The sequence below is a fragment of the Nocardiopsis oceani genome (genome assembly GCF_054777395.1).
This window is the reverse complement of the sequence record NZ_BAAHAR010000025.1, coordinates 20,862-40,660: the sequence shown is the minus strand read 5'-3', so window position 1 is coordinate 40,660 and position 19,799 is coordinate 20,862. Positions and strand designations below refer to the sequence as shown.

The following is a 19,799-nucleotide window of genomic DNA, read 5'->3' as shown; positions in this document are numbered from 1 at the left end:
GGGGCCGGGCGGACACGGGTCGGGGCCGCCCATCGTGCCCGGTCACTGGGGTGCGGGCAGGACTGCGGTCCACACGCTTCCGGTGAAGGTCCAGTGTCCGGTCGGGGGTTCCATGAGGGTACTCGGGTCCATTTCCGCCACGACGTGGAAGTGCCTCTCCGGTTCCTCCGAGGCGTCGGTGAACTCGGCGACGTGGTCCCATTCCGACCCCGCGAGTACCGCGTCTCGGCCGCGCTGGTGCACGGCGCTGACCACCCGGCCCACCGATTCCGGGCCGACCTCGTCCAGGGCCGCGGTCGGCACGCCGCACACGTTGCGCAGCAGGGGCATATAGCCACCGGCCATGTCGGAGTCAACCACGATGACCGAGGCATCAGGGGGTAGCGACGCGCAGAGGCGTTCGGTCTCGGCGGCCGACCCCACATCCTGCCGGTACCCCATGGCCCCCGAAGCGGCGGTGACGAGGGTGGGGCCCAGCAGGGAGACGGCGGCGCTGGCGGCGACCACCGCGGGCAGGGACCGGACGAGGGCACCTCCCCGAGCCCGGCGGGAGGCAGCCTCGCAGTAACGGGTCAGCCAGGCCACGAACCAGACGGCGAAGAGGATGAACGCCGGGATCACCAGCACGATCAGCCGTCGGCTGGCCCAAGGGTGGTCCGGGGTGATCGCCGGTCGCAGCAGGATCGTGGCGACCGTCCACACCAGCAGCATGGCGGGCAGCAGCCACTGGAAGTCGCGGCGCTGCGTGAGTCTGCGCAGGACGAGGGCCGCCCCGAGAGAGCCGAGCAGGACCGTGCCCAGCCCCACGTACCAGCCCACCCAGTACAGGCTCATGTCGTAGTAGGTGCGGCTGCCCTCGATGGGCAGGCCCTCCATCTCCTGCACGGCCGCGACCCACTGGTCGGTGAAGTCGCTCCCGTGCCCGTAGTCCGGCCACAAAAGGGGCCGCACCGCGAAACCCACCATGACCAGCAGCGTGATGAGCGCCATCGCGTTGGGGAGCCAACGCACCCGTTCCGTGTGCGGCAGGCCGTACCGCCACAGCGCAGCGGTGAGCACGACCGTGGCGAAGACGACCACGGCGCTGATGATGAGCAGGGGGTGCAGAGAGTCGGACAGGTATTCCAGGTAGGGGTACGAGTAGCCGTATCCCGCGACCAGCCCGTAGACGACACCCACACCGAGCCCGCCGAGCAGGGGCAGCGCCTGGCCGCGGCGGGCGACCAGGAGCAGCCCGATGAACCCCACCACCGGCAGCAGGTCGCGGATGGCGTCGATGCGCACCAGCACACCCAGACCGAACACGACCCCCGCCCCGGCGGCGAGCGCCTGAGGCGCCCCCCATCGCTCAGTGAGTCTCCGGCGCCTGGACAGGGCGTCGAAGGCCAGGACCAGCCCGCCGAGGAGCAGGATCTGGGCGAGTGGCTCGCTGTAGGTGAACCGGCTGACCCACTGCTGCGGCAGGCAGACCGCCAACACTAGGGCGGCCAGCGGGGCCCAGCGGGCACCGACCAGGCGCGCGGTGAGCCCGGCGAAGGTGAGGACGCCCAAGGCCCCCAGGACCGGCGTGGCCACGAGCATCCCGCCAAGGCCGCCCAGCCAGTAGCCGACCGACAGCACCAGCGGCGCCCCGGCCATGAACTGCGGCCAGATGACGTCGTCGCGTTCGTAGTAGGCGAGGCTCTGGTAGCTGAGGGCGGGGTCGTCGCCCGCGATGAGTTCGCGCTGCTGCGGGATGGGCAGGTAGCCGTTCTCCGCGATCCAGGCCGTGTACATGGCGTAGGAGGCCGGGTCCCTGCGGATGACCAGCGCTTCGGCGTGGAAAGCGATCTGCACCGCGGCGAAGGCCACCGTGATCACCAGGACCGCGATCACCGGCCACCAAGGCACGTCCTCCTCGGCGGACGGGTCCGGGACGAGGCGCGGCAGCAGGGCACAGGCCGCGACCACGGCTGGGAGCCCCAGAACCAGACCGGTCAGCGGGGTGAACTGGCCGAGAACCAGGAGGGGGAAGGCGACAAGGAGCCAGGCCGACAGGGCGATCGCGGGGAGCGCGGTCACACGGGCGAGGAGCCGTCCGGGAAGCAGGCGCATGAACGCAACTCTGGCAGCTCACCTGACGGTACGCACACCCCAGTACCCCGCGCTCAGGCCCACAACTCGGGGAACATCGCAGGTAGCGACGTACGTCCGTGCCGGGACCGACAGCCCCGGTGCACCATGCGCGACGGGCAGTATCTACTGCACACGCCCTAGCATGGGCAGCATGTCCGAATCTCCCGCGCAGCTCTGGCGCGCCCTCGTCTCCACCGATCCCTCCCGCCCGTTCGTGACCGCCTACGACGACCTCGGCGACCGGATCGAGCTGTCCCGGGCCACGCTCGACAACTGGGTGTCCAAGACCTCGAACATGCTCGTGGACGGCTTCGGCACGCAGCCCGGCGACCGCGCAGCGCTCGCTCTGCCGCCGCACTGGCAGTCGTTGGCGTGGGTGCTGTCCTGCTGGTCGGTGGGCGCCTCGGTCGTACTCGCGGCCGACGGCATCGCCCCGGACACCGAGGTGGCGGTGGTCGGCCCGGACCTCCTGGAGGCCGCCTTGGACAGCGGGGCCGAGGAGGTCGTGGGAACGTCCCTGGACCCGTTGGGCCTGCCGTTGCCCGAGGTCCCGGCCATGGTCACCGACTACACCGTCGAGGTGCGCGGGCACGGCGACCACTTCTCCCCGTACCCGGTGGACCCCGGTGAACCCGCGGTCGAGGCCGCCGGGCAGACGCTGACCGGCACCGAGGTGGTGGCGGCCGGCCGGGCCCTGGCCGAACGGTGGAACCTGAACGGGGAGGACCGGTTGGCGGTCGTGGTGGACCCTGACGCCCCGCTGACCGACCTGGGCGCGGACCTTTCGGTACTCACCGCGGCGGTCGCCTCGGGGGTCCCCCTCGTGCTGACCCCGCCGCCCGCCGAGGACGGCCTGGACGCCTTCCTCAAGCGGATGGGTACCGAGCGGGTGAGCGTCCTGTACGGAACCCGGCCCGAAGGGGAACTGCCCTTCCGCCGGGTGGGCTGAGGCACACCGCCCCCGGCCCGCACGGCCCCCTCCTTCGAGCAGGGGCGGTCACCCCGGTCCGACCGGATCCGGTTTCCGCGCCCTCTCCGTTTGGGCTCCCTCGTCGGCACCGCGGTCATCCTTGCCCGAACCGCGGTCGGCGCGGTCCCTCTCCTTGGCGTGGGCCCTGGCTTCCTTACGGGCCTGGCGGGCGACACGCTCCATGCGGGCGGCCCGCTCCATCTCGGTGCGGTAGTAGTCGGCGGCCTGGGCGGCCTGGTCCGGGTGCATGGTGTCCCCTCCGGTGCGTCCGTTACCGCCGGAGTTCCTTTCTCCGGCTGCTTACAGACTTCCGGTAAGGCACCAGCCGCCACATCGGGAGAGATCACCAGATACCGGCGCCGGGACCTGCCTTAGTGGGCCGGGTCGCGGCGCCGACGTGCCTTAGACGCGCCTCAGGCCTTCCTAGGAAGGCCATTCCTAGGAAGGCCGTGCGGGGGTCAGGACTCCCGGTAGTAGGGGTCGACCGCCTCGCCCCTGCGCTTCTCTTCGTCGTAGGTGTACACCTCGCGGCCGCCGACGAACACGCGCTGGGCACGGCTCATGATGTCGAGCGGGTCGCCCGACCACACCACCACGTCGGCGTCCAAGCCCGGCCTGAGGGAGCCCACCCGGTCGTCCAGGCCCATGATCTCAGCGGGGTTGACCGTGAGCGCACGGATGGCGGAGTCGCGGTCCATACCCTCCTTGACGCACAGGATGGCCTGGTAGACGAGGAACTCGATCGGGATGACCGGGTGGTCGGTGGTGAGCGCGACCTTGACGCCCGCGCGGTCCAGGATCCCCGGGTTGGCCAGAGTCTTGTTGCCGACCTCGACCTTGGAGCGGCTGGTCATCAGCGGTCCACTGATCACCGGGATGTCGCGGGCGGCGATCTCGTCTGCCAGCAGGTGGCCCTCGGTGCAGTGGTTGATGATCAGCCGGTACCCGAACTCGTCTGCCAGGCGGAGCGCCGTGTGCATGTCGTCTGCGCGGTGGACGTGCTGGCACCAGGGCAGCTCGCGGTCGAGGACCTTGACCAGCACCTCCAGGGTGTTGTCGCGGTCGAAGGGCTGGCCCTCCTCGAAGGCGTGGTCGCGCTTGGCCTTGTAGTCCTGGGCCTTGGTGAAGGCGTCGCGGATGACCGCGGTGACACCCTGGCGGGTCGACGGGAGCGTTTCCTTCTTCCCGTAGATCCGCTTGGGGTTCTCCCCCAGCGCGCTCTTGATGCTCACCGGCTCCCGCATGAGCCGGTCCTCCATGCTGCGCCCCCACGTCTTGATGGCCACGGTCTGACCACCGATGGGGTTACCCGAGCCGGGCTTGATCACGGAGCTGGTGACGCCCCCGGACAGGGCGTCCACAAAGCCCTGGTCGGCGGGGTTGATGGCGTCCAACGCGCGCATGCGCGCCCCGTTGGGGTCGGTCATCTCGTTGGTGTCGTCACCGGCCCAGCCGATGGTCTCCTCGTGGATGCCGATGTGGCCGTGGGCCTCGACGAAACCGGGGAGGACCCACTTGCCCGCAGCGTCGACGATCTCGGCACCCTCGGGAACGGTGACGTCCGCGGCCGGGCCGACGGCGGCGATCCGGCCGTCGGTGATGAGGACCGTCCCACCGTCGATGGGGTCTCCGTCGACGGGAACGACGTATCCGGAAGTGATAGCGATATCCATGGCGGGCAACCTAGCCCATCGGGGGACACGTTCCCAAGGTTCTCCCGCAACCGATGCCCTAACGACCTATCATCCGGTGACCCCGAGGGCAGCAATCCGCCACACAGGGTCACATCCGGGTGACCGGCTTGGTCAGCGGCCTAGGGACGACTCAGCAGCAGCTACCCGGCGGGCTAACGCGCGGTGAGGAGTTCGGACTCCGGGGCCAGGTCGACGCCGGCCTCCTCGATGGAGTCGCGCACCATCCGACAGTGGCCGACGTCCTCGCTGTCCCCCGTGAGGTCGCCGCCCTGCGCCGCGAAGGCGTAGACCATGCTGGGCCGGTCCGCGAACTCCATGATGCGGAAGGCCCCGCCGAGTCCCGGGTGATAGGGGGTCTGCTCGGGGATGACCGCGAGTCTCACGATGCCCGCCATGATGAGGTCGGCGAGGAAGTCGCGCTGACCGTTGAGGACGTCCGCGCCGCCCTGGGGGCGCAGGAGCACGGACTCGTTGAGGACGACCCGGAGAGCGGGCCCGCCCGGCCCGGTCATCGCCGCCCGGACAGCCATCTCCTCCTCGACCATGGCCTCGATGTCCTCCCGCTCCAGGTGGGGGTGGCTGGGCTCCAGGATCGCCCACGAGTACTCGCGGGTGCGCAGGAAGACCGGGACCGCCATCGGCTGGTGCTCCCACAGCCGCGCGGCATGGGTGCCCAGTTCGCTCATGTCGCCGAACTCGTTCGGGAAGGCCTCGGCCTGGAGGGTGATGGCCCAGGCGTCGACCAGCTGGTGCTCGGTGCCGAGGGCGGTGTCGACCCGCTCCACCAGGGAGCGCGCCGGGCGGCACTGCGCGTCCTCGACCTCTCGGAGCTTGTCGTCGCTGACTCCGACGCTCTTGGCGAGCTCGGACCGCGAGAGACCCCGGTCGGAGCGGGCGCGCAGCATCCGCGATCCGAAGGGGAGCCACATCGCCGACGGCAACGCGGTGTTCACGCTCATAACCTCTCCCGTCCTCGCCCAACACCTCCAGGGGTATGCGGTGACGTACCCTCGGATCGACGCCCCAGCCCCTTTGTTCGACCTTCTCCCGCGCCGGGGCGGCTGGTCAAGCGACCGGGCGGGTGCGGCCATCCGTGATAAGTCAGTACATAGAAGGCATTGTCTCCCCGCGCCTGTCGAGTGTTTCCCCCGATTGGAAGGTCCGTTGGTCTACCTCGCCCTCTTCCTCGCAATAGTGTCGATCGGGTTCTGGGTCTACGCGTTGTTCGACTGCGTAGGGTCCGACGCCGAACGGGTCCGGCTGCTGCCCAAGCCGCTGTGGGTCCTGGTCGTCCTGTTCCTGCCGAAGTTCGGCGGGGCGCTCTGGTTCCTTCTGGGCCGTCCGCCACGGGACCCCGCGCTCGCCAGCGGACCGGCCGGTCCGCCCCCGCCCTTCCCCGAGTACGAGCACCCCGGGCGGGCGCGCGCCGCCTCCCCCGAGGAGGACGAGGCGTTCCTGCGGCGCTGCCGTGAGCGCGCCGAGGAGCAGCGCCGCCGGGCACGGGAGATCCAGGAGCGCGAGTCCCGGGAGTACCAGGAGCGGGCCCGAGGCGGGCAGGCGAACCGGGAGACCGAAGAGAACCGCGGTTCGCAGCCGGGAGAGCGGCGCGAACACGAAGGCGACGAGGACCCTGCGGGACCTTAGTCGGGACTTTCGTCCCGATTTGGCCGCAGAGTTTTGGTCACGCGCGCCTCGGGCCCTGGGACTCTCCCATTCCCAGTAGCCTGTGTGCCGCCCCGCCGCGAACCTGATCTCGGAAGTGAACCGATGTACCGCTTGACCCTGCCGGTATCGATCCTTGCCTGCACCGCTCTGCTCGCCACCGCGGCGTGTCAGGCGGACGACCCCGTGGAACCCGACGCGGGCGACGAGCAGACGTCCGAAACCACTGAGGAGAACGCCGACAACGGCACCGCGGAGAACGGTGCCGAAGAGGACGGGGAGGGCCCTCCCGACGTGGACGTCTCCGACGTCGAGGGCGCCACTCTGCACACCAGCGAAGGCGACATCGAGCTGGAGCTCCATGCCGACGTCGCCCCGATGACCGTCGCCAACTTCGTCGGCCTCGCCGAGGGCGAGGGCGTGCCCAACCCGGAGACGGGCGAGGCCGAGTTCTACGACGACACGGTCTTCCACCGGGTGATCCGCGATTTCATGATCCAGGGCGGCGACCCGGAGGGCAGCGGCCGAGGCGGTCCGGGTTACCAGTTCGAGGACGAGCTCGACGGCGATTACACGTTCGAGGAGCCCGGTGTGCTGGCCATGGCCAACTCGGGACCGGGCACCAACGGTTCCCAGTTCTTCGTCACCCTCGAACCGACCCCGCACCTGAACGGGGACCACACCATCTTCGGCCAGGTCGCCGACGAGGACTCGATGGACGTCGTCGACGCGATCGGCGCGGTGGAGACCGACGCCGGCGACCGTCCCAACAGCGACATCGTGCTGGAAACCGTCACCATCGAACGCGCGGACGACTAGGGAGCCTCCTCTCGGGAGAGGGCTACCCTTCGGAGGCTCAGCGCCGCCGTTTGGCCATGGCGGCGCGGGCTCGCTCCACGGCCGGGCCGATCTCCTCGACCAGCCGGTCCACGTCCGCACTGGTCGACGTCCGGCCCAGGGACAGCCGGAGGCTGCTCAGGGCCACGTCGGGTTCGGCGCCCATGGCCAGCAGCACGTGGCTGGGCTGGGCCACCCCCGCGGAACAGGCCGATCCGGTGGAGCACGAGATACCCCGGGCGTCCAACAGCATCAGCAGCGCGTCCCCCTCACAATTCGGGAACGACAGGTGGGCGATCCCCGGGAGCCGCCGGTCCGGGTCACCGTTCACCACCGCGTCGGGCACGACCTCGCGGACCCGGCGCTCCAGTTCGTCCCGGAGCCCGGTCAGGTGCTTCACGTGTTCCTCGCGGCCTTCGACGGCGGCGTGCACGGCGGTGGCGAGGCCGCGGGTGAGCGGCGCCGACAGCGTCCCGGAGCGGATGTCGCGTTCCTGTCCGCCGCCGTGCAGGACGGGCACAGGTGTGAGCCCGCGCTCGACCACCAGTGCGGCGCTTCCCACGGGGCCGCCGAGCTTGTGGCCGCTCAGCGTCAGCGCGCTCACCCCGCTCGCGGCGAACGCCACATCCTCGACACCGACCGCCTGCACGGCGTCCGTGTGGAAGGGCACGCCGTACTCGGCGGCCACTGCGGCCAGCTCACGCACGGGCTGGACGGTACCGACCTCGTTGTTGGCCCACATCACGGACACCAGCGCAACCGATGCGGGGTCGCGCTCGATCGCCGCGCGCAGGGTCTCCGGCCCCACCCGGCCCACGGCGTCCACCGGCAGGGCCTCGCAGAGAGCTCCCTGGTGGTCGGCCATCCAGTGGGCGGGGTCCAGCGCGGCGTGATGCTCCACGGCGCTGACCAGGATCCGCCTGCGCTGGGCGGATTCGGCGTTGCGCGCCCAGTAGAGGCCTTTGATCGCGATGTTGTTCGACTCGGTCCCGCCCGCGGTGAACACCACTTCGTGCGGCGTGGCACCCACCGCCGCGGCGATGCGTTCGCGCGACTCCTCGACGGTCCGCCGGGCGGTCCGTCCGTGGCCGTGCAGGGAGGACGGGTTGCCGAGGGCACCGAGTTCCGCCGCCACATCGGCGATCACCTCGGGGCGGACCTCGGTCGTGGCTGCGTGATCCAGATACACCATGGCGCGTCCCAGGATACGTCCGCCTCACTCGCCCGAGGCCAAGGAGCCCCCACCGCCGTCTCCCACGCCCGATAACCTTGTGTCATGCCTGACTCCGCGTCCACGCAGCCCGACCAGACCGCCGCCACTCCCGCCGGGGAGCACTGGCCCGCGCCCACCGCGGCACAGCCGGTACGCGCCCGGGTCTCCCTGCCCGGGTCCAAGTCCGTCACCAACCGCGCCCTGATCCTGGCGGCCCTGTCCGAGACCCCGTGTGTGGTGCGGCGTCCGCTGGCGAGCCGGGACAGCGAGCTCATGGTCGGCGCCCTGCGTGCGCTCGGCGTCGAGGTCAGCGAGATCGACGCCGACATCCCGGCTTCCGCGCCCGACCTGTCCGTCACACCGGCTGCCCTGCGCGGCCCGGCCGGCGTGGACGTCGGCAACGCCGGGACCGTCATGCGTTTCGTACCGCCGCTGGCCGCCCTCGCCTCCGGTGACGTGCGCTTCGACGGCGACCCGCGCTCCCGCGAGCGGCCCGTCGACGAACTCCTCTCCGCCCTGCGCGCACTCGGCGCGGACATCGACGACGACGGGCGCGGTGCCCTGCCCCTGACTATCCGCGGTTCCGGTGCGGTGCGCGGCGGCGACGTCACCCTGGATGCCTCGGGGTCCTCCCAGTTCGTCTCCGCGCTCCTGCTCAGCGGCGCCCGCTTCACCGAGGGCGTGCACGTCCGGCACGAAGGGCCGCCGGTACCCTCCCAGCCCCACCTGGACATGACCGTCGAGATGCTGCGGTCGGTCGGTGTCACCGTCACCACCGGCGCGAACTCGTGGCGGGTGGAGCCGGGTCCGATCCGGGCCACCGAGATCACCGTCGAGCCCGACCTGTCCAATGCGGCCCCCTTCCTCGCCGCCGCCCTGGTCAGCAAGGGCGAGGTGACCATCGAGGGCTGGCCGGAGCACACCACCCAGGCCGGTGACGCCCTGCGCGGGCTGTTCACCCGCATGGGCGGCGAGGTCTCCCGGTCGGGGGCCGACCGCACGGACCTGACCCTGCGCGGTACCGGTGAGATCCACGGCATCACCGCCGACCTGCGCGACGTGGGTGAGCTCACCCCCACCGTCGCGGCCGTCGCGGCCCTGGCCGACTCCCCCTCGCGGTTGACGGGGATCGCCCACCTGCGCCGCCACGAAACCGACCGCATCGCCGCCCTCGCCACCGAGATCAACCGGCTGGGCGGTGACGCCGAGGAGCTGCCCGACGGGCTGGTGATCCGGCCGCGGCCGCTGCACGGAGGGGTGTTCCATTCCTACGACGACCACCGGATGGCCACGTCCGGCGCGGTCATCGGGCTCGCGGTGCCCGGCGTGGAGGTGGAGAACATCGCCACCACGCGCAAGACCCTGCCCGACTTTCCGGGCCTGTGGTCGGAGGTCCTGTCATGAGCCGCACGCGGGGCGGGGGACGCCACCTGGACGAGGACGACATCCGTGTGCGTGCCCGGGGCGGTTCCAAACCGCGCACCCGCAAGCGGCCCAAGCACGAGAACGCGGTGGAGGGCCTGGTCACCGCCGTCGACCGGGGCCGGTACCGCTGCTTGGTGAACGGCGTACCCGTCGTCGCGATGAAGGCCCGCGAACTCGGCCGGGGCGCCATCGTGGTCGGTGACCGGGTGGACGTGGTCGGTGACCTGTCCGGCAGACCGGACACCCTGGCCCGCGTGGTCCGGGTCAGGCAGCGCGCTTCGGTACTCAGGCGTACCGCGGACGACACCGATCCGGTCGAGCGGGTGGTCGTCGCCAACGCCGACCAGCTCGCCATCGTCTGCTCCCTTGCCGACCCCGCGCCGCAGCCCCGCTTCGTGGACCGGTGCCTGGTCGCCGCCTACGATGCCGGGCTGGAGCCGTTGCTCTGCCTCACCAAGGCGGACCTGGCCGCACCCGACGAGATGCTGAGCACGTACAAACCCCTCGGGCTGCCGTACGAGGTGCTCAGTCCGGACGGCGGCCTCGACCAGTTTCGCAACCGCCTCGCCGAGAAGACCACCGTGTTCGTGGGTTCTTCGGGGGTGGGAAAGTCAACCCTGGTCAACCGCCTCGTCCCGGGCACGGACCGGGCCGTCGGCCACGTGAACTCCGTGACCGGCCGCGGCCGCCACACGTCGACCTCCGCGCTCGCCCTCCCGTTCGAGGGGGGTTGGCTGATCGACACCCCGGGCGTGCGCAGCTTCGGGCTGGCCCACATCTCCCCCGAGGAGATCGTGGCCGGATTCCACGACCTAGCTGAACTCGCCGAGGAGTGCCTGCCCGACTGTTCCCACCAGGCCGACGCGCCCGAGTGCGCGATCGAGGCGGCCATGGAACGGGGCGGGGCCGACCCGGAACGCGTGGCCTCACTCAGGCGCCTCCTGAGTAGCCGTGAGGGCGATGAGGACGCCGAGGTGGAGGCTGCCCCACCCGGCCCCCACACCTGACCGCGCGGGCCGCTCTCCGTGGCCGCTGCCAGCTCCGCATGCGGGGCCGGCTCCGTGGACCGGGGCGGTTCTCAGCGTGCTGCCGGGGCCAGCGGCCCTGGACCGCTCACTCCGAGACGGTCCACTCGCCGTCCTCGCAGATGGGCGGCTCGTGCACGAACCTCTGTCCGTCCTCGGTCTCCGCCAGGACGTACAGGTCGTCTTGGCACTGGGTGTCGGCGAAGATCGAGAACGGCCACCAGCCCCAAGGCGGGTCCGGATCATCCATCGGGGGAGTCATCTGCCGAACCATGCCGGGCTCGACCCCGAAACTGGCGAAGTCCGCCTGCCCCCATTCGGTTTCTGCTTCCGGGTCCTCCTCAGTGGTGACGAGGATCGGCACGTCCAGCCCGTTCCGGACATCGAAGCCAGCTTCCTCGGAAGTACACGACACCAGTGTCAGAGCCAGCAGGGCAGCCGTGGCGGCCGCGGCTGAGCTCTTGGCTCGGGGCGAATAGGCAAGCATCCCTCCACTCTCGCAGCCCGCCACCCGTGCCCCGTACCGGGTCACAGGTCCACCGTCCCGCCGCAGCGCCAGTAGCGGGTGCGGTCGTGCTCCATGAAGCCCTCGTCCATGAGGCTTCGGCGCAGAACCACCAGGTTGGCGCTGAAGCGCCGAAGCACCTCGTTGACCTCGTCCTCGGTGTAGCGCACGCCGGGTTCGAAGGCACGGGCGACCTGGTCGAGTAGGACGAGGCGGGCCGGACGGCGGACCGGGACGGACGTGATCCGCCCTTGGGGCATGTGGATCCGGAGCACCTCGCGGCGCTCGCTCTCGGTCAGCTCTCTCGGTCCCGGCCCTTCCCGCACCGCGGCCTCCACTGGTCGTTTCCTCAGGCACCTCAGCGCATCGAGCCCTTGAGTGCCTCGGAGTCCCTCAGCCGTCTGCCCCGGCTCCCCGACGGCCCACCGGCAGCATGCCGTGCACGACCATCTCGACCCGGCGCGCCGCCTGGTCCGCGTCGATGGGCTGGAGCGAGTACGACACGATCAGCCGCAGGGCGACATCGGCGACGGCCTCGGTGACGGCGGGGTCCACGTCGGGGCAGCGCTCCCCCAGCGTCCACGAGATGCGCTCCCTCAGGGCGTCCAGGAGCGGCGCGGACCTGGTGGTGAGCACGGGCAGGAGCTCGTCGTCCCCGGTGACCACTGCGCGCAGCAGCGGGCTGTCGCGGGCCGCGAGCAGGACCATCCGGGTGGTGCGGCTCACCGCGTGCGCGGGATCGTGGCCGTCGGTCTCCAGGACCCGCACCACGGTGTCCAGCAGCGCGTTGACCTCACGCACCACCACCGCTTGGAGCAGGCCCTCCTTGCTGCCGAAGACGTTGTACAGGGTCTGTCTGGACACCTGGGCGGCTGCGGCGATGTCGACCATCCGGCGCTCGGCCCAGTCCCCCGCCAGCACCTCGGCGTATGCGGCGTCCATCAGCCGCTCGCGTACCCCGGTGCCCTCCCGGGGACGCCTGTGTCCGCTCACGGTTCCCATCCCCCCATCCTCGCATTGGTCCGCCCGAACCGGCTTCCCCGCCGGAGCGCGGGCCCTTCCGGTTCCCTGTTCGTCCCCGTTCCCGGCCGATATGCACGAACGCGCCCTCGCGCAACCTCTAACACTCTGGGCACGCGAGACTGCCACTTTGGGCATGTTCGTGCCGGGGAGGGTTGTGAGCTGTTCCGTGTTCCCTCAGCAACCATCCACTCTTGTCAACACACAGCACTACGGCCACAGGCCACCGTTGAAGAGCCAGGCACTCGGATCGATTCCCCCTTTGAGAAAAAATCAGGGGGAGTTCGCCGATTCCCCCACACCGGCCCGCCCACACCGCTAACGTCTTTCTCGAACGTGTGAACGAGACGCCGGGAGGGGGTGGGACCCGTGGCCGAGACCGCTCTACAGCAGGACGAGCAACAAGCAGAAGGCAAGAACAAGCGCAAGAAGAAGCGGGGGTTCCAGCCCCGCCCCGGGCACGCGGTCCAGGCCTACGTCTTCGCTCTGGACCCGGGGTCTGAGACCGAGCAGCGGCTGCGCTCGCACTGCGGAGGGGCCCGGACGGCCTTCAACTGGGCCCGCAACCACGTCCTGGCCACCTGGGACCAACGCAAGGCCGAGGCCTCCTACGGGGTTGCTGAGTCTGAGCGCACCCCGTGGCGGTCCTGGTCGCTGCCCAGCCTGCGGCGGGCCTTCAACGCCACCAAACGCCAGGATCCCCGGTTCGCCTCCTGGTGGGCCGACAACTCCAAGGAGGCCTACAACACCGGCCTAGCGAACGCGGCGGCCGGCTTCGATGCCTATGCCGCCGCCAAGCGCGGCGATCGCAAAGGTCCGAAGGTGGGGGTGCCGCTGCCCAAGTCCAAGCACCGGGCGCCCCTGTCGTGCCGGTTCACCACCGGGGCGATCCGGTGTGAGGACTCCCGTCGTCATGTCACGTTGCCGGTGGTGGGGCGGGTGCGCACCCATGAGTCCACCCGCAAACTCCACCGCCGCCTGACCAACGGGACCGCACGCATCCTCTCGGCCACGGTCTCGCACCGGCGGGGCCGGTGGCAGGTCTCCTTCCAGGTCGAGATCGAACGCGCTCCCACCACTCCGGCCCGCCCGCAGGGGGTGGCCGGGGTGGACCTGGGGGTCAAGTCCCTGGCGGTGGTCGCCGACTCCGATGGTGGGGTGTGGCAGGTGGCCAACCCCCGCCACCTGGAGGGGGCACTGCAGGAGCTGCGTCGGGCGTGCCGGAGGGTGTCCCGGAGGCAGGGCCCGGACCGGCGCACCGGGCGCGCGCCCTCCAAGCGGTGGGTCAAGGCCAACCAGGCCCGAAACAAGGTGCACCACCGGGTGGCGAATGTGCGCACCAACGCGCTGCACCACCTGACCACTGCGCTGGCGGGCGAGTACGGCACGGTGGTCATCGAAGACCTCAATGTGGCCGGGATGGTCAAGAACCGGCGTCTGGCCCGCCGCATCCAGGATGCGGGGTTCGGGCAGATCCGCCGCCAACTGGCCTACAAAACCGTATGGAACGGCGGGCGCCTGGTGGTGGCCGACCGGTGGTTCGCCAGTAGTAGGACCTGCTCGGGGTGCGGGGCGACGAAAGCCAAGCTGCCGCTGCACATCCGGGTGTTCGACTGCGACGCATGTCCCCTGGTGTTGGATCGGGACGTCAACGCAGCACGCAACCTCGCCGCCCTGGCGGCGCAGGTGGGCAGTACCGGTACCGGAGTGGCCGGAGACCGGGGAGCGAGGGCTCCGAAGGCCCGTGGAGCCGACCGTAAGACCCGCACCACCCGCACCCGCCGCAGAGCGGGTGCGGGGCGGGCCGGTGGCGCAAGACCGCACAGGCGGAAAGAAGCTCCGGCACCGTCGTCAGGACACCCAACTGAGGTTGTGGTGACACCGTCACGGACCTTGCGTGCAGAAATGCACGGGATGCTGATGTTTGCTTAAGACATCAGCAACGGTAGCGTTACCGGCCATGGCGTCCTTTGACGATGATCTGCGGCTGGCCCACGTGCTCGCCGACGCTGCTGACGACATCGCGGTGAAGCGCTTCCGCGCGCTTGACCTGGTGGTCGACACGAAACCGGACCTCACTCCGGTCACCGAAGCCGACCGCATGGTCGAGGAGACCCTGCGCAGCGTGCTCTCCCGCGCCCGCCCCCGCGACGCGGTGGTCGGCGAGGAGTACGGCAAGAGTGGCAACAGCAACCGGGTGTGGGTCATCGACCCCATCGACGGCACCAAGAACTACGTGCGCGGCGTTCCGGTGTGGGCGACCCTCATCGCCCTTCTGGAGGGCGACCGCCCCGTGGTCGGCGTGGTGTCGGCCCCGGCGCTGCACCGTCGCTGGTGGGCCTCGAAGGGGGGCGGCACCTGGACGGGCCGCAGCCTCTCCAAGGCCTCACGCTGCCACGTCTCCAAGGTGACGGAGCTGTCGGACGCCTCGCTGAGCTTCTCCTCCTTGACCGGATGGGAGGAGCAGGGCCGCCTGGAGTCGTTCATCGGGCTGACCAGGTCGGTGTGGCGGACCCGGGCCTACGGCGACTTCTGGTCGCACGTGATGGTCGCCGAGGGGACCGTCGACATCGCCGCCGAACCCGAGCTCTCCCTCTGGGACGCGGCCCCGCTGCCGATCATCCTGGAAGAGGCCGGCGGCCGCGCCACCAACCTGCGCGGCAACGGTTTCGAGGACGGAGGTCCGCTGGTATGCACCAACGGTGTTCTCCACGACCAGGTGCTCACCTGGCTCAACGGCGGCCCCACACCCCTGCACCGCCCCTGAGCCGAGGGGACTCGCCCCCTGCGTCGAGGGGCCCCGCCCCGACCCGGCCCGGATCGCCACAACCAAGCAATCACAAAAAGCACTCGCGCAAGCACGCTAAGTAGTAGCCTGCGGCGTGTGCTGACCACGACCACCCACCGACGGCGCACCGTGCTCCTCTGCGGGGCGGCCCTCCTCCTGGGCACCGCCACCGCCTGCAGCGAAGGCCACGGCCACAGCCCCCAGCAGCTCAGCGAGATGATCGCCGAGACCGTGCGCGACTCCACCGACTCCGCCGATTCTGCCCTGCCCGGCCTCGGGGTACCCGATACCGCCTTCGACCCCGCCCGCTACGCGTGCGCACCCGCGGTCGACCCCGAGATCCCCGGTAGCTGGCGCAGCGAAGCGCCGCGCGCGGAGGTCGAGGCCGCGGACGAGGACACGGTCGAGCTCGGCCTGTCCGATTCCGAAGGGCAGCATTCCGGCGCCGTCCTAGTCACCGTGATCGACCCTGACGGAGGGACCGCCTCGCACGAGGCGGAGCTCGCCGACGGGGAGTGGGCCCGTTTGGACTACCCTGACGACTTCGGCCCCGACGGACTCGCCCCCGGGGTACACACAGTGCTGTGGTCTGACGCCGAGAGCGGGGCGCCCATCACCTGCGACGGCTTCGAGGTCGACTGACACCGGCTGCCCTGGGGCCAGCCTCCGCCGTGCCCGCTCCGCTTCCCCCGCGGCACCGGTTCCTCTTGGTTCCCGTCCGTGACACCGCGTGTCCGGGTTCGGCCACCAGAAATTCCGCCCGCAGGCGAACCGAAATCCGCCGCTCCCGCGATGGATCTGTTGTTACCCCGCACACCGCGGGGCCCCGGCACGGTCGTGTGCCGGAACCGACAGACTCACGGGAAAGGGTTCCATGCTGCGTTCCCTCACCGCCGGGGTCGTACTGGCCTTCGCCGGCTCCCGTGCCAACGTGGCCCGGACGATCCTGTCCTGCGCGGGCATCGTGGTCGGTGTCGGCGCGCTGATCCTGGTGGTCACCGCCGGCGACCTCGGCCAGCGATACGCCACCGCCTACAGCGAGGCCAACGCGGGCCGTGCCGCGACACTCGAGGTGGTCGCCTTCGACGGCCTCACCGACCTCGACGCGTTCGAGGAAGACCTCGGCAGGGCCGGAGCGCTGGAGACCTCGATCCACAACGGGCCGGAGCAGGCCACGCCCCTGCGCCAAGGCGACGACATCATCCGGGGCGTGAACGTCGTCGGGGTGGACGTGGCGCTCGAGGACATCCGCCGGATCAACATGACCGAGGGCCGGTGGTTCACCGAAGCCGACCTGGAATCCCGGGCACCGGTCCTGGTCGTCAACGAGGCCCTTGCCGACCACCTCGGTGATCTGGACGACGTCCACATCGGCGCCGAACAGTGGCTGGACACGCGCATCGTCGGCGTCTCACAAGGTTCCACGTTCGACTCACAGCAGTTCAGCGCCTACCTCCTGCGGTCACCCGCCTCCGGGCAGATGGTCTTCGGCCCTTCGTGGAGCGCCGAGACGGCCGGGGCACCGGACGGCAGCGTCACCTACCTGGCCCGTGTGGACCCCTCCGACCCCGCCGCGGAGAGCATGTTCAACAGCAGCGCGTTCGCCGACCGCCTGGCCTCCGCGAGCTGGCGCTGGGGCTTGACCGACCAAGACGAGCTCATGGTCTTCCGCACCGACTACGCGGAACAGACCAACGAGCTCATCGGCTACCTGTCCCTGGGCCTGGTCGGGGTCGCGGTGATCACCCTCACCACGGGTCTGCTCGGCGTGCTCAACGTGGGTCTGGTGACCGTGCGGGAACGGCGACGCGAACTCGCCACCTACCGGGCGCTGGGCGCGAGCAGGTTCACGCTCTTCGTGGCCGTGGTGATGGAGGCGGTGGTGGTCGCGGTCGTCGCCGGGCTGATCGCTCTGGCCCTTTCCTGGGCGCTCGTCGCCGCGGGTGGGGCAGTCATCGGCAGCCTCGTCTGGCTGCCGCCCGACATCACCATGACGGTGCCGCCGACAGCCGCCCTGGTCGGGCTGGGCAGCGCGGCCCTCGTCGGGCTCTTGGCCGGGATCATCCCCGCGATCCGGGCGCTGCGCGCGTCCGTCGTCGCCGGGCTGCGGGAATAGGAGAGATCACGTGAAGAAGTGGATCATCATCGGCGCGGCCCTCACCCTGGTGCTGGGGCTGGTCGGCTCGGGCTACCTCCTGCTGTCCGGCCTGGGCGGGCCGACCGCCGAAGGGGACGAGCCGCTCGACCGGGCCGCGGCGGACGCGGGCGACGGATCGTTCGAGGTAGAACTCGGCACGATCAGTTCCCTGCTGGTACTCGACGCGACCATGCGCTCGGAACCGGGCGAAGAGGTCAAGACCCGCGAGGGCGGCTCCGTCACCCACCTGTGGCTGGACGACGGCGCCACCGTCGAGGAAGGCGCGCCCATCCTCAACGTTTCCGTGCCCTCGGACGGCGGATCGGCCGACCCCTCGGACGGCGGCCCTGAGGCCGGCGCCGAGGACGGGGGTCCGGACGAGCCCGGCAGCGAGGAGGTCACCCTTCACGCACCCGATTCCGGGGAGGTCAGCGGGTTGGACGGCCTCCGGGTCGGTGACGTCCTAGCACCGGGCGCGACCGTCGCGACGGTGGCACCGGACGAGTTCCGGGCGGTCGCATCGGTCCCCGCGAACGACCTGTACCGGTTCTACGACGAACCGGACGACATCATGCTCCAGATCGACCAGGGTCCCCCGGCGGAGGAGTGCGAGTTCCTCTCCCTCGAAGCCCCGGAAGGGGGTCCGGCTCCGGAGCCCGAGCCAGAGGACGACCCCATGGACTTCGAGGAGCCCCCGGCGGACGTCGAAGGGGGCTCGGAGCTGTCCTGTCGGGTCCCCGCGGACCTCCAGGTCTTCGACGGGGTCCAGGGCCAGCTCTCCGTGAGTACCGGCGAGGCCACGGACGTCGTGGTCGCCCCGGTGGCGTCGATCCGCGGCACCTCCGAGGAGGGCGAAGTGATCGTGGTCGGCGGCGACGGTTCCGAGGAGACCCGCGAGGTCACGCTGGGGCTGTCCGACGGCGAGTTCGCGGAGGTCACCGACGGGCTCAGTGTCGGCGAGAAAATCGTGGACCCGGTGCCGCTCGACCCGCGCTTCGACGTCCCCGGTCAGGTCGAGGACGAGGAAGAACACGACGAGTTCCTCGGGATGGGGGGCTAGATGGCCGTCAACACCCCGTACCCGGCGGCCGTCAACGAGCGGCTGTCCTCTTCCCCGTTGCTGCGGGTGGAGCGCCTGAACCGGCACTTCACGGTCTCGGGAGCCCGCCTCGACGTGTTGCACGACTGCACGTTCGACGTCGCCCGCGGTGAGGTCGTCGCCATCGTCGGGCAGTCGGGGTCGGGCAAGTCCACACTGCTCAACGTCCTGGGCCTGCTCGATCAGCCCAGCGGCGGCGACTACACGTTCGACGGCGTCGACACCACGGTTCTACGGGAGGGCCGCAGGGCACGGCTGCGCGGCGCGGGGATCGGGTTCGTGTTCCAGCAGTTCCACCTGTTGGAACGGCGGACCGCACTGGCCAACGTGGGTGTACCGATGGTGCTCGCCGGTGTGCCTCTGCTCAGCCGCCGCAGACGCGCCAAGGAGCTGCTGGAATCGGTAGGTCTGGGGCATCGGCTCCACTCCCAGCCGCACCAGCTCTCCGGCGGTGAACAGCAGCGTGTGGCCCTGGCGCGCGCCCTGAGCCGGGAACCCGCACTGATCCTCGCCGACGAGCCCACGGGCGCCCTGGACGCCGCCAGCAGCACCATGATCATGGACCAGCTGATCGACCAGTCCCGGGTACGTGACGCCGCCGTCGTGGTGGTGACCCACGACCCCAAGGTGGCGGAGCGGGCCGACCGGGTCGTGGAACTCGTGGAGGGTCGCACGCGCTGATCCGCCCGCCGGGGGAGTCCGTCCTGCGACGGGCTCCCCCGGCCCACCGGGCTTTCCATGGACCGTCCGGGCGCGCAAAAAGGCGCCGGGTGGATTTCTCCACCCGGCGCCTTTTCCTGCTTGGTAGCGGGGACAGGATTTGAACCTGCGACCTCTGGGTTATGAGCCCAGCGAGCTACCGAACTGCTCCACCCCGCGTTGTTGTGATCTCTACTTTAGGGCCTTTCACCCTTGGTGGCAAATCGGTTTCTTGGAGCTAAACCGATCCGGAGATCCACCCGTTTGTCCTGGCCAGTTGCCCGACCCGGCTTTCAGCTACTCTACCAGGCTTTCCCTGCGGTCCGCCCCGGCATTCTCGCCGCGCACGCACACCGTCTCCGATATACGCTTCCCCACTCCCCCGACGATGCGGAAGAACCGGGAAAAATACCGGACCCGGGATTTCTCCCGGGTCCGATCTTGGTAGCGGGGACAGGATTTGAACCTGCGACCTCTGGGTTATGAGCCCAGCGAGCTACCGAACTGCTCCACCCCGCGTTGTTGTGTCTTCAGATTAGCGCGCCTCAGCCGGAAAGCCAAATCGCCCGGCGGAGACGTGGCCCACCCTGCACCCGGCGCGTCCCGCACG

At 70.4% G+C, this 19,799-nt stretch carries 19 protein-coding genes and 2 tRNA genes; 11 read left to right on the top strand and 10 right to left on the bottom strand.

The genetic code is table 11. The features are described from left to right. Positions 1 to 42 precede the first annotated feature (42 nt). Positions 43 to 2,094 carry a hypothetical protein gene (locus ACYVDG_RS16285; RefSeq protein ID WP_460752616.1) on the bottom strand — a complete coding sequence of 684 codons (2,052 nt, stop codon included), beginning with the start codon at positions 2,092 to 2,094 and terminating at the stop codon, positions 43 to 45. 163 nt (positions 2,095 to 2,257) lie between these two features. Between ACYVDG_RS16285 and ACYVDG_RS16280 the strand changes: the two genes are divergently transcribed. Continuing rightward, positions 2,258 to 3,064, top strand: coding sequence for a TIGR03089 family protein (locus tag ACYVDG_RS16280; RefSeq protein WP_460752613.1), 807 nt, complete (start codon positions 2,258 to 2,260; stop codon positions 3,062 to 3,064). 48 nt (positions 3,065 to 3,112) lie between these two features. Here the strand turns inward: ACYVDG_RS16280 and ACYVDG_RS16275 are convergent, their stop codons facing one another. From ACYVDG_RS16275 to ACYVDG_RS16265, 3 genes are all read right to left on the bottom strand, one after another. Continuing rightward, the gene (locus ACYVDG_RS16275; protein ID WP_460752608.1) at positions 3,113 to 3,334 is read right to left on the bottom strand and encodes a hypothetical protein; all 222 of its coding nucleotides are present in this window, start codon (positions 3,332 to 3,334) and stop codon (positions 3,113 to 3,115) included. A 209-nt stretch (positions 3,335 to 3,543) separates the two neighbouring features. Beyond that, complete coding sequence (locus ACYVDG_RS16270; RefSeq protein WP_460752605.1) at positions 3,544 to 4,758, bottom strand: amidohydrolase; 1,215 nt, start codon at positions 4,756 to 4,758, stop codon at positions 3,544 to 3,546. A 173-nt stretch (positions 4,759 to 4,931) separates the two neighbouring features. Then, the gene (locus ACYVDG_RS16265) at positions 4,932 to 5,738 is read right to left on the bottom strand and encodes a helix-turn-helix domain-containing protein (protein WP_460752602.1); all 807 of its coding nucleotides are present in this window, start codon (positions 5,736 to 5,738) and stop codon (positions 4,932 to 4,934) included. A gap of 205 nt (positions 5,739 to 5,943) precedes the next feature. Here ACYVDG_RS16265 and ACYVDG_RS16260 point away from each other — a divergent pair, with 205 nt between their 5' ends. Next, entirely contained in the window at positions 5,944 to 6,423 is a 480-nt protein-coding gene (locus tag ACYVDG_RS16260; RefSeq protein ID WP_460752599.1) for a PLD nuclease N-terminal domain-containing protein, read from the top strand. 123 nt (positions 6,424 to 6,546) lie between these two features. Further along, a complete protein-coding gene (locus ACYVDG_RS16255) occupies positions 6,547 to 7,260 on the top strand; it encodes a peptidylprolyl isomerase (RefSeq protein ID WP_460752596.1) in 714 nt (237 codons plus the stop codon). 37 nt (positions 7,261 to 7,297) lie between these two features. Here the strand turns inward: ACYVDG_RS16255 and ACYVDG_RS16250 are convergent, their stop codons facing one another. Further along, positions 7,298 to 8,470 (bottom strand): cysteine desulfurase family protein, encoded by a 1,173-nt coding sequence (locus tag ACYVDG_RS16250; RefSeq protein ID WP_460752593.1) that lies wholly within the window; start codon positions 8,468 to 8,470, stop codon positions 7,298 to 7,300. Positions 8,471 to 8,554: 84 nt separating this feature from the next. On the opposite strand from ACYVDG_RS16250, the gene aroA reads away from it, so the two are divergent. Then, complete coding sequence (aroA, locus tag ACYVDG_RS16245) at positions 8,555 to 9,895, top strand: 3-phosphoshikimate 1-carboxyvinyltransferase (RefSeq protein WP_460752590.1); 1,341 nt, start codon at positions 8,555 to 8,557, stop codon at positions 9,893 to 9,895. Next, positions 9,892 to 10,923: a ribosome small subunit-dependent GTPase A gene (gene rsgA / locus ACYVDG_RS16240; RefSeq protein ID WP_460752587.1), complete on the top strand. Its 1,032-nt coding sequence runs from the start codon at positions 9,892 to 9,894 to the stop codon at positions 10,921 to 10,923. Before aroA ends, rsgA begins: the two co-directional genes overlap by 4 nt. Positions 10,924 to 11,029: 106 nt before the next feature. Here rsgA and ACYVDG_RS16235 read toward each other — a convergent pair whose 3' ends face one another. The 3 genes from ACYVDG_RS16235 to ACYVDG_RS16225 form a co-directional block, all read right to left on the bottom strand. Next, positions 11,030 to 11,428 (bottom strand): hypothetical protein, encoded by a 399-nt coding sequence (locus tag ACYVDG_RS16235; protein ID WP_460752583.1) that lies wholly within the window; start codon positions 11,426 to 11,428, stop codon positions 11,030 to 11,032. Positions 11,429 to 11,469: 41 nt separating this feature from the next. Next, the gene (locus ACYVDG_RS16230) at positions 11,470 to 11,772 is read right to left on the bottom strand and encodes a DUF2087 domain-containing protein (RefSeq protein WP_460752834.1); all 303 of its coding nucleotides are present in this window, start codon (positions 11,770 to 11,772) and stop codon (positions 11,470 to 11,472) included. Between the two features lie 67 nt (positions 11,773 to 11,839). Further along, positions 11,840 to 12,448 carry a TetR family transcriptional regulator gene (locus ACYVDG_RS16225; protein WP_460752580.1) on the bottom strand — a complete coding sequence of 203 codons (609 nt, stop codon included), beginning with the start codon at positions 12,446 to 12,448 and terminating at the stop codon, positions 11,840 to 11,842. A gap of 387 nt (positions 12,449 to 12,835) precedes the next feature. Here ACYVDG_RS16225 and tnpB point away from each other — a divergent pair, with 387 nt between their 5' ends. The 6 genes from tnpB to ACYVDG_RS16195 all read left to right on the top strand — a co-directional run bounded on the left by tnpB (position 12,836) and on the right by ACYVDG_RS16195 (position 19,171). After that, complete coding sequence (gene tnpB / locus ACYVDG_RS16220) at positions 12,836 to 14,398, top strand: IS607 family element RNA-guided endonuclease TnpB (RefSeq protein ID WP_460752577.1); 1,563 nt, start codon at positions 12,836 to 12,838, stop codon at positions 14,396 to 14,398. 28 nt (positions 14,399 to 14,426) lie between these two features. Then, positions 14,427 to 15,233, top strand: a complete 807-nt coding sequence (gene hisN, locus ACYVDG_RS16215; RefSeq protein ID WP_460752575.1) for a histidinol-phosphatase — start codon at positions 14,427 to 14,429, stop codon at positions 15,231 to 15,233. Between the two features lie 117 nt (positions 15,234 to 15,350). Further along, positions 15,351 to 15,896, top strand: a complete 546-nt coding sequence (locus ACYVDG_RS16210; RefSeq protein ID WP_460752572.1) for a hypothetical protein — start codon at positions 15,351 to 15,353, stop codon at positions 15,894 to 15,896. 232 nt (positions 15,897 to 16,128) lie between these two features. After that, positions 16,129 to 17,370 (top strand): ABC transporter permease, encoded by a 1,242-nt coding sequence (locus tag ACYVDG_RS16205; RefSeq protein ID WP_460752569.1) that lies wholly within the window; start codon positions 16,129 to 16,131, stop codon positions 17,368 to 17,370. A gap of 10 nt (positions 17,371 to 17,380) precedes the next feature. Then, positions 17,381 to 18,451 carry an HlyD family efflux transporter periplasmic adaptor subunit gene (locus ACYVDG_RS16200; protein ID WP_460752566.1) on the top strand — a complete coding sequence of 357 codons (1,071 nt, stop codon included), beginning with the start codon at positions 17,381 to 17,383 and terminating at the stop codon, positions 18,449 to 18,451. Next, complete coding sequence (locus ACYVDG_RS16195) at positions 18,452 to 19,171, top strand: ABC transporter ATP-binding protein (RefSeq protein ID WP_460752563.1); 720 nt, start codon at positions 18,452 to 18,454, stop codon at positions 19,169 to 19,171. It abuts the gene before it with no gap. Positions 19,172 to 19,292: 121 nt separating this feature from the next. Here the strand turns inward: ACYVDG_RS16195 and ACYVDG_RS16190 are convergent. Next, a tRNA-Met gene (locus ACYVDG_RS16190) sits at positions 19,293 to 19,369 on the bottom strand. A 262-nt stretch (positions 19,370 to 19,631) separates the two neighbouring features. Further along, positions 19,632 to 19,708: transfer RNA gene (locus ACYVDG_RS16185), tRNA-Met, on the bottom strand. Positions 19,709 to 19,799: the final 91 nt, after the last annotated feature.

Bases quoted from the DNA above. Each gene is read 5' to 3' on its own strand.
- ACYVDG_RS16250 (WP_460752593.1), bottom strand. From the start codon at position 8,470: ATGGTGTATCTGGATCACGCAGCCACGACCGAGGTCCGCCCCGAGGTG.
- ACYVDG_RS16225 (WP_460752580.1), bottom strand. From the start codon at position 12,448: ATGGGAACCGTGAGCGGACACAGGCGTCCCCGGGAGGGCACCGGGGTA.
- ACYVDG_RS16255 (WP_460752596.1), top strand. From the start codon at position 6,547: ATGTACCGCTTGACCCTGCCGGTATCGATCCTTGCCTGCACCGCTCTG.
- ACYVDG_RS16195 (WP_460752563.1), top strand. From the start codon at position 18,452: ATGGCCGTCAACACCCCGTACCCGGCGGCCGTCAACGAGCGGCTGTCC.
- ACYVDG_RS16265 (WP_460752602.1), bottom strand. From the start codon at position 5,738: ATGAGCGTGAACACCGCGTTGCCGTCGGCGATGTGGCTCCCCTTCGGA.
- ACYVDG_RS16280 (WP_460752613.1), top strand. From the start codon at position 2,258: ATGGGCAGCATGTCCGAATCTCCCGCGCAGCTCTGGCGCGCCCTCGTC.
- ACYVDG_RS16285 (WP_460752616.1), bottom strand. From the start codon at position 2,094: ATGCGCCTGCTTCCCGGACGGCTCCTCGCCCGTGTGACCGCGCTCCCC.
- ACYVDG_RS16275 (WP_460752608.1), bottom strand. From the start codon at position 3,334: ATGCACCCGGACCAGGCCGCCCAGGCCGCCGACTACTACCGCACCGAG.
- hisN (WP_460752575.1), top strand. From the start codon at position 14,427: ATGGCGTCCTTTGACGATGATCTGCGGCTGGCCCACGTGCTCGCCGAC.
- aroA (WP_460752590.1), top strand. From the start codon at position 8,555: ATGCCTGACTCCGCGTCCACGCAGCCCGACCAGACCGCCGCCACTCCC.
- ACYVDG_RS16205 (WP_460752569.1), top strand. From the start codon at position 16,129: ATGCTGCGTTCCCTCACCGCCGGGGTCGTACTGGCCTTCGCCGGCTCC.
- rsgA (WP_460752587.1), top strand. From the start codon at position 9,892: ATGAGCCGCACGCGGGGCGGGGGACGCCACCTGGACGAGGACGACATC.
- ACYVDG_RS16270 (WP_460752605.1), bottom strand. From the start codon at position 4,758: ATGGATATCGCTATCACTTCCGGATACGTCGTTCCCGTCGACGGAGAC.
- ACYVDG_RS16235 (WP_460752583.1), bottom strand. From the start codon at position 11,428: ATGCTTGCCTATTCGCCCCGAGCCAAGAGCTCAGCCGCGGCCGCCACG.